The organism is Lachnoanaerobaculum sp., assembly GCF_057250505.1.
Map to the genome: position 1 here is coordinate 39,059 of NZ_DBHIEQ010000008.1, position 7,198 is coordinate 46,256.

Sequence of the window (7,198 nt, forward strand, 5' to 3'; positions counted from 1 at the left end):
AAGTTTTATAAGGGTAGACATGTATAACATTATAGAGAACAGAAAAAAAGTAATTATGGACTTTGTAGAAAGTCCGATGTATGTACCTATGAAGGCAAAGGAGCTGGCGACCTTCTTCGGTATTGAAAAAGCAAAAAGATATGAGCTAAACGAGGTCTTACAGGAGCTTTTGCTTGAAGGAAAGCTTGAAATAACCAAAAGAGGTAAGTACAGAAAGCCCGAGCATAATTTTTTGATCGGTGAATTTATGGCAAACCAAAGAGGTTTCGGCTTCGTAAGAGTGGAAGGAAGAGAATCGGATATATTTATACCTACAGAGTATGTAAATAACGCTATGAACGGTGACACGGTAAAAGTGGTTATAGACGTGGAAAACGGTGAAAAAAGAGCTGAAGGACATATTATAGGTATAGAAAAACATGCCAATGTTCAGGTTGTCGGTTACTATCAAAAGAACAACAGATTCGGTTTTGTACTGCCTGATAACACCAAGCTTTTTAAGGATATATATATCCCTGAGACAAGGGGTAAGGGAGCCAAAACAGGCGACAAGGTAGTGGTTGAAATCACGGACTTCGGTGGAGATAAGAGAAAGCCTGAAGGCAAGGTGGTTGAAATCCTCGGAAAGAATACGGATGCGGGAGTAGACATACTTTCTATAGCAAAGTCATTCGGACTGCCTGAAAAGTTTAATGAAGAGGTGGAAAATGAGCTTAATAGTATCCCGACCAAGGTGTTAAAAAAGGATATAAGAGGAAGAGCGGACTTTAGAGATAAAGTAACTGTGACCATAGACGGAGAGGATGCAAAAGATCTTGATGACGCAATTACACTTGAAAGAAACGGCAATATATGGCACTTGGGAGTACATATAGCGGATGTTACTCACTATGTAAAAGAAAATACCGCTTTGGATAAGGAGGCGCTTCACAGGGCTACAAGTGTGTATCTGGTAGACAGAGTAATACCAATGCTTCCAAGAAAGCTAAGTAACGGCATATGTTCACTCAATCAGGGCGAGGACAGACTTGCACTCTCATGTATTATGGAGATAGATAAAAAGGGCAATATAATAGGCCACAATATCTGTGAGAGCGTTATTAATGTAAATGAAAGGATGACATATACGGCGGTCAATGAAGTCATCACAGACAGCAATGAAGAGACTAAAAAAAGATATGCCGATTATGTAGACTTGTTTCATGATTTTAAGAAAGTTTCAGATTTGCTTAGAGGAGCCAGGACAAAGAGAGGCTCTATAGACTTTGATCTGCCTGAGAGCAAGGTGATACTTGATAAAAACGGCAAGGCTGTAGATATAAAGCCTTATGACAGGAATGCGGCGACAAAGCTTATAGAAGATTTTATGTTGGCTGCAAATGAGACTGTAGCTGAGGATTTTTTCTGGCAGGATATACCTTTCCTTTACAGAGTACATGAAAATCCGGATCCTGAGAAGATGAAGAGTCTTGCAATATTTATCAACAATTTCGGATTTACACTGAGAAGAAAAAATGATGAGGTGTCACCTAAGGAACTTCAAAAGTTGCTTGCAAATATAGAAGGAAGTGATGCCGAGCCTATAATATCAAGAATTGCACTAAGAAGTATGAAGCAGGCAAGATATGATACGGTTTGTGTAGGGCATTTCGGTTTGGCTGCAAAATATTACACACATTTTACTTCACCTATAAGAAGATATCCGGATCTTCAGATACACAGGATAATCAAAGAGAATATAAAAAAAGGACTCTCAGGCAGGCGTATAGAACACTATAGGTCCATATTGGACAGCGTGGCCTTGCAGTCGTCTCAGATGGAGAGAAGGGCTGAAGAGGCGGAAAGAGAGACTGTAAAGTATAAAAAATGTGAATATATGTTAAATCACATCGGCGAAGAGTTTGACGGAATAATAAGCGGAGTAACAGGCTTCGGAATATTTGTGGAGCTTGAAAATACGGTGGAAGGCTTTATAAAAATGGCTGATTTGGAAGGTGATTACTTTGTATACAATGAGGCCGGATATGAGCTGGTAGGAGAATTTACAAAAAAGAAATTTGTTTTGGGTCAAAAAGTCAGAGTTAAGGTATACGATATTGACAGGCTTGCAAAAAGAATTGACTTCAAACTTGTAAAGGAGAAAAATGGCAGAGGGGATTAAGGTTATTGCAAATAACAAAAAGGCGTATTTTGACTATTTTATCTTGGAAAACTATGAAACAGGTATTGAGCTTTTCGGAACGGAAGTAAAATCTGTGAGAATGGGTCATGTTTCTATAAAAGAGTCATGGATAAGGATTGAAAAAGGAGAACTTTTCATAATGGGTATGCATATCAACCCGTATGAGAAGGGAAATATATTCAATAAAGATCCGCTCAGAGTAAGGAAGCTTTTGATGCACAAAAAAGAGATATTAAAGCTTGATGCAAAGCTTAATGAAAAGGGACTTACCATAGTACCTCTTAAAGTGTATCTTAAGGGAAGCCTTGTAAAAGTGGAAATAGGTCTTGCAAAGGGTAAGAAAAACTATGATAAGAGAGAGACACTTGCAAAGAAGACACAGCAAAGAGAAATAGAAAAAGCAATGAAGAGAAGCGTGAGATAAACATTTGTTCGATTTTATTCTTGACAAACATATGTTCTTATTGTAATATTATGACATAGAACAAATGTTTGGAGGGAATATGAGAAAATTATTTTTAGCTTTTATTTTTACATTGTTTTTAGTCAGTTTTTTACTGGGCAGAGCCAATACCACAAGAGCTGATATGGATAGAGAGAATATAAGATATACCACAGTGAAAGTCGAGTATGGCGACAGCCTTGACAGTATATCAAGAAAATATAACAACACAGGCGTATCACATGCGGAGTACGTTAAAGATGTACTTAGGATGAACAAAATGGAATCCGAGAAAGTACATCCGGGTTGCTTTATAGTGGTAAGCTATAAAGAAGAATAAGCAAAGGGAGATCAACTCTCCCTAAGCTTTACGGCATTCCTTGCGCTTCTTCGTCTGTCATCCTCTATAGCTGCGTAGTGCTTTTTGGTGGTGTTTACATCACTGTGTCCAAGCACATCCGCTACCAGATATATATCTCCGGTTTCCTTATAAAGATTGGTGCCGTAGGTGGAGCGCAGCTTATGAGGTGTAATCTTTTTTAGCGGACTTATTATTCTCGCATATTTTTTAACCAGATTTTCTACACTGCGTACAGACATCCTTTTATTCTGCATGGATAGAAAGAAGGCACCTTCATGTCCGCTTTCTTCAAGGATAAGTACTCTTTCATCACAGTAGTTTTGAAGAGCTTCTTTTACTTCATCCGAGAAATATATAGTGACTTCCTTGCCGCCTTTTCTGTGTATCAGTATTCCGTTATTTTTAAAGTCAACATCTGAAATATTAAGTCCCACACATTCGGAGACTCTGATACCGGTGCCGAGCAGCAGTGAGAGCAGGGCTACATCTCTTACCTTGGTCTTTTCATGGTAAGCCTTTTGCCTGTCGCTCAGTCCTTCACCCTTTTCGGCTTCATCAATCATCATAGCGACTTCTTCTATATCAAGTCTTATTATTTCCTTAGTATGAAGCTTAGGCAGCTGTACCTTTTCCATAATATTTTCACTGATTTTTTCAACACGATAAAAGTATTTAAAGACGCTTTTTAGAGTGGATATCTTTCTTTTTACTGCATTTTCCTTGTTGGAGATTTTCCTGCCTTCACTGTCACGATACTTAAGATACTCCATAAATTCCTCTATATCTGTGACCGACAAATTCTCAAGTACCGATAGCGGAATGTCGGATATTTTGGAGTATGTACTTTTGATATTCGGATTTTCATTCAGTAAGAATTCCAAAAAGACTTTTATATCATAGGCGTAGGCTATTCTGGTTCTTGAAAGGGTTCTGGGTTCGATACCTCTAAAGAAATCTTTGAAGAATGCAGGCAGCTCGGAAAGCATCTTTCTAAGCTTTTGGATATTCTCTATATCAACTTGTTCACTGTATTTGAAATCTGACATAAACACTCCTAAATGAATACTGTAACCGTTATTTTCACATTATAACAAAAAACTATAAAATTATATAGAGTTATGTTCTGATTTGTGTTATTATACTATCGTCGCAGACAGTTAATTTCATATAGATAAGCGATATATGAGACCAAAAGGAGGTTTTACCAATGAACTATTTAGAAATTGAGAAGGTAATCGGAAGAGAAATACTTGACTCCAGAGGAAACCCTACAGTAGAGGCAGAGGTTTATCTGGTAGACGGAACAGTTGGAAGAGGAACAGCTCCGTCAGGTGCATCTACAGGTGAGTTTGAGGCACTTGAGCTTAGAGACGGTGACAAGTCACGCTACCTTGGAAAGGGTGTTTCAAAGGCGGTTGAGAATATAAATACAGTTATCAATGATGTACTTGAGGGTATGGATGCATCAGACACATATGCGGTTGATAAGGCTATGATCGAGGCTGACGGTACAAAGGATAAGTCAAAGCTCGGTGCAAATGCAATCCTTGCAGTATCTATAGCTTGTGCAAGAGCTGCAGCTATCTCACTTGACATCCCGCTATACAGATTCCTTGGCGGTGTTAACGCAAACAGACTTCCTGTTCCTATGATGAACATCTTAAACGGTGGTGCTCATGCATCAAACAACGTAGATGTACAGGAGTTCATGATAATGCCTGTTGGAGCTCCAAGCTTTAAAGAAGCTCTCAGATGGTGTGCTGAAGTATTCCACAACTTGGCAGCACTTTTAAAGGCGGAAGGTCTTGCTACAAGCGTAGGTGATGAGGGCGGTTTTGCTCCTAACCTTACAGGCGGTGACGAGGAAGCTATCGAGTTCATCCTTAAGGCAATTGAGAAGGCAGGTTACAAGCCGGGTGTTGACTTCATGATCGCTATGGATGCAGCTTCAAGTGAGTGGAAGACAGGTACTGTAGGAAAGTACAAACTTCCAAAGGCAGGTACGGAGTTTACATCGGCAGAGCTTGTTGAGCATTGGAAGAAGCTTATCGACAAGTATCCTATCATCTCTCTTGAGGACGGTCTTGATGAGGAAGACTGGGAAGGATGGAAGATCTTTACAAAGGAACTTGGCGGAAGAGTACAGCTTGTAGGTGATGACTTATTCGTTACAAATACAGAGAGATTGGAGAAGGGTATTGATAACGGATGTGCAAACTCAATCCTTATCAAGCTTAACCAGATCGGTTCAGTTTCAGAGACTCTTGAGGCTATCAAGATGGCTCATAAGGCAGGTTACACTGCAATATCTTCACACAGATCAGGTGAGACAGAGGATACAACTATAGCTGACCTTGCTGTAGCTCTTAACACATGTCAGATTAAGACAGGTGCACCTTCAAGATCTGAGAGAGTTGCTAAGTACAATCAGTTGCTTAGAATCGAAGAAGAACTTGGTGAGAGCGCAGTATATCCTGGTATCAAGGCATTCAATGTAAAGAGATAATCTTATTTTAAAAATTACGAGGCTTCGGGTTTTGTCCCGAGGCCTTTTTTAAATTAAAAAAGCCGCCGTAAGGCGGCTTAATTAATTATTTTGTACCGAATATTCTGTCACCGGCATCTCCAAGTCCAGGACAGATATAAGCATCTTTATTCAGCTCTCTGTCAAGATGTCCGACATAAATCTGTATATCAGGATGAGCTTCTTCTAAAGCCTTAAGTCCCTCAGGAGCGGCGATTATACACATAAACTTTATTTTCTTTCCGCCATGCTTTTTGATCTGTGTGATGGCATCTATAGCGGAACCGCCGGTTGCAAGCATAGGATCTGTAACAACGATTATTCTCTCTTCAATAGGCTTAGGCAATTTGCAGTAGTATTCTACAGGTGTATGGGTTTCCTCGTCTCTGTAAAGTCCTATATGTCCTACCTTTGAAGCCGGAACAAGATTTAGAATACCGTCTACCATACCTAGACCTGCTCTGAGTATAGGAACAACCGCCAGTTTTCTGCCTGAAATCACCTCTGTCATACAAGCCTCAAGCGGAGTTTCCACCTGAACATCCTCTGTAGGAAGATCGTTTAGCGCTTCATAACCCATAAGCATTGCAATCTCTCCGACCAAAGCTCTGAACTCATTGGTTCCTGTGTTTTTATCGCGAAGTCTTGAAATCTTGTGCTGTACCAACGGATGCTTATTAATATAAACTTTTGACATCTTTCACCTCAATCTTTAATTTAATTCTCCTTATTATAGTTCAAAAAAACATATAAGTACATAGAATTATTTTGTTGCAGGAGAATACTTTACAAGAACATAGTCTCCAAGCTCATGCGATACAGGTATTGCTATAAAGATATCTCCTCCGGCTTCATATGAAAATACCTTAGGAAATCCTTCGTTTATGTCATTTTCCTTAATCAGCGGGAAGTCCGCATCCTCAAGTAAAGTCTTTAATATGTCAACACTTAAGGTTTTTTTGTACTCTGCAAATCCTGCCGCCTGTGCATTGGAAGCGTTCTCAAGTACCACATCATCTGAGAGTATATAGTTTGCGATTGTAAGCGGATCCGCAAAGTCTGAAAGTCCGATACTCTTTCCGCTCTCAAGGTCGATATTGTTTGTAAAAATAATATTGTTGTCACCGCTTTTTCCTGTGTATACAATACTCATTCTCTTGCCGCTCTGATTCTTTATATTGTATTTGATCTCTACATCGGAGTCGGGTGCTTTTGCAAATGTACTTAATCCAAGCTTGGCATTATCTGAAATCATAGTGTTCAGAGAAGTATCATCCTTGCTTCCTGTAAGCTTAGGATAGGATATCTCACTTTTATCCTTGGAAAAACTTTGTGACTGTTCGGTGATACCCTTTTTAGCTTCAGCGGTAGGTTTTTTGTTATCGGTAGCGGTTTTACTTTCATCGGCCGATGCTGTGGTAGGAGACATGGCTCCGTTTGCCTCGGTTGTCATAATACTTTTTAAGTCTGTAGTATCAGCCTTTTTACAGCCTGCAAAAAGCAGAGGCATTGCAACTATTGTCAAATATAAAAATAATCTTTTCATTTTCCCTCCATATAGATTGATACTTACATTATACATTAAACAGGCAAAAAGAAACATTAATTATAAATTAGATTTTGCACAACAAATGAAGAAGATACTTAAATGATTTTAAACCTTAACTTTTATATAATTAAGTTAATTTT

General features: G+C 39.0%; 7 protein-coding genes. 4 read left to right on the top strand and 3 right to left on the bottom strand.

Annotated features, from left to right (window positions below):
* The first annotated feature begins 19 nt into the window (after nucleotides 1-19).
* The 3 genes from rnr (at nucleotide 20) to ACO6FI_RS05020 (ending at nucleotide 2,964) form a co-directional block, all read left to right on the top strand.
* Nucleotides 20-2,161, top strand: coding sequence for a ribonuclease R (gene rnr, locus ACO6FI_RS05010; protein ID WP_485456386.1), 2,142 nt, complete (start codon nucleotides 20-22; stop codon nucleotides 2,159-2,161).
* Nucleotides 2,145-2,606 carry an SsrA-binding protein SmpB gene (smpB, locus tag ACO6FI_RS05015; RefSeq protein WP_485456387.1) on the top strand — a complete coding sequence of 154 codons (462 nt, stop codon included), beginning with the start codon at nucleotides 2,145-2,147 and terminating at the stop codon, nucleotides 2,604-2,606. Before rnr ends, smpB begins: the two co-directional genes overlap by 17 nt.
* A 79-nt stretch (nucleotides 2,607-2,685) precedes the next feature.
* Entirely contained in the window at nucleotides 2,686-2,964 is a 279-nt protein-coding gene (locus tag ACO6FI_RS05020; RefSeq protein ID WP_288913229.1) for a LysM peptidoglycan-binding domain-containing protein, read from the top strand.
* Between the two features lie 11 nt (nucleotides 2,965-2,975).
* Here ACO6FI_RS05020 and ACO6FI_RS05025 read toward each other — a convergent pair whose 3' ends face one another.
* Nucleotides 2,976-4,031 (bottom strand): tyrosine-type recombinase/integrase, encoded by a 1,056-nt coding sequence (locus tag ACO6FI_RS05025; protein WP_485456388.1) that lies wholly within the window; start codon nucleotides 4,029-4,031, stop codon nucleotides 2,976-2,978.
* Nucleotides 4,032-4,192: 161 nt separating this feature from the next.
* On the opposite strand from ACO6FI_RS05025, the gene eno reads away from it, so the two are divergent.
* On the top strand, nucleotides 4,193-5,491 hold the full coding sequence (eno, locus tag ACO6FI_RS05030) for a phosphopyruvate hydratase (RefSeq protein WP_060931843.1): 1,299 nt from the start codon (nucleotides 4,193-4,195) through the stop codon (nucleotides 5,489-5,491).
* A gap of 85 nt (nucleotides 5,492-5,576) precedes the next feature.
* Here eno and upp read toward each other — a convergent pair whose 3' ends face one another.
* Both upp and ACO6FI_RS05040 read right to left on the bottom strand, forming a co-directional pair.
* Nucleotides 5,577-6,206, bottom strand: a complete 630-nt coding sequence (gene upp, locus ACO6FI_RS05035; RefSeq protein ID WP_485456389.1) for a uracil phosphoribosyltransferase — start codon at nucleotides 6,204-6,206, stop codon at nucleotides 5,577-5,579.
* Between the two features lie 66 nt (nucleotides 6,207-6,272).
* Nucleotides 6,273-7,055 (bottom strand): hypothetical protein, encoded by a 783-nt coding sequence (locus ACO6FI_RS05040; RefSeq protein WP_485456390.1) that lies wholly within the window; start codon nucleotides 7,053-7,055, stop codon nucleotides 6,273-6,275.
* Between the last annotated feature and the right edge of the window lie 143 nt (nucleotides 7,056-7,198).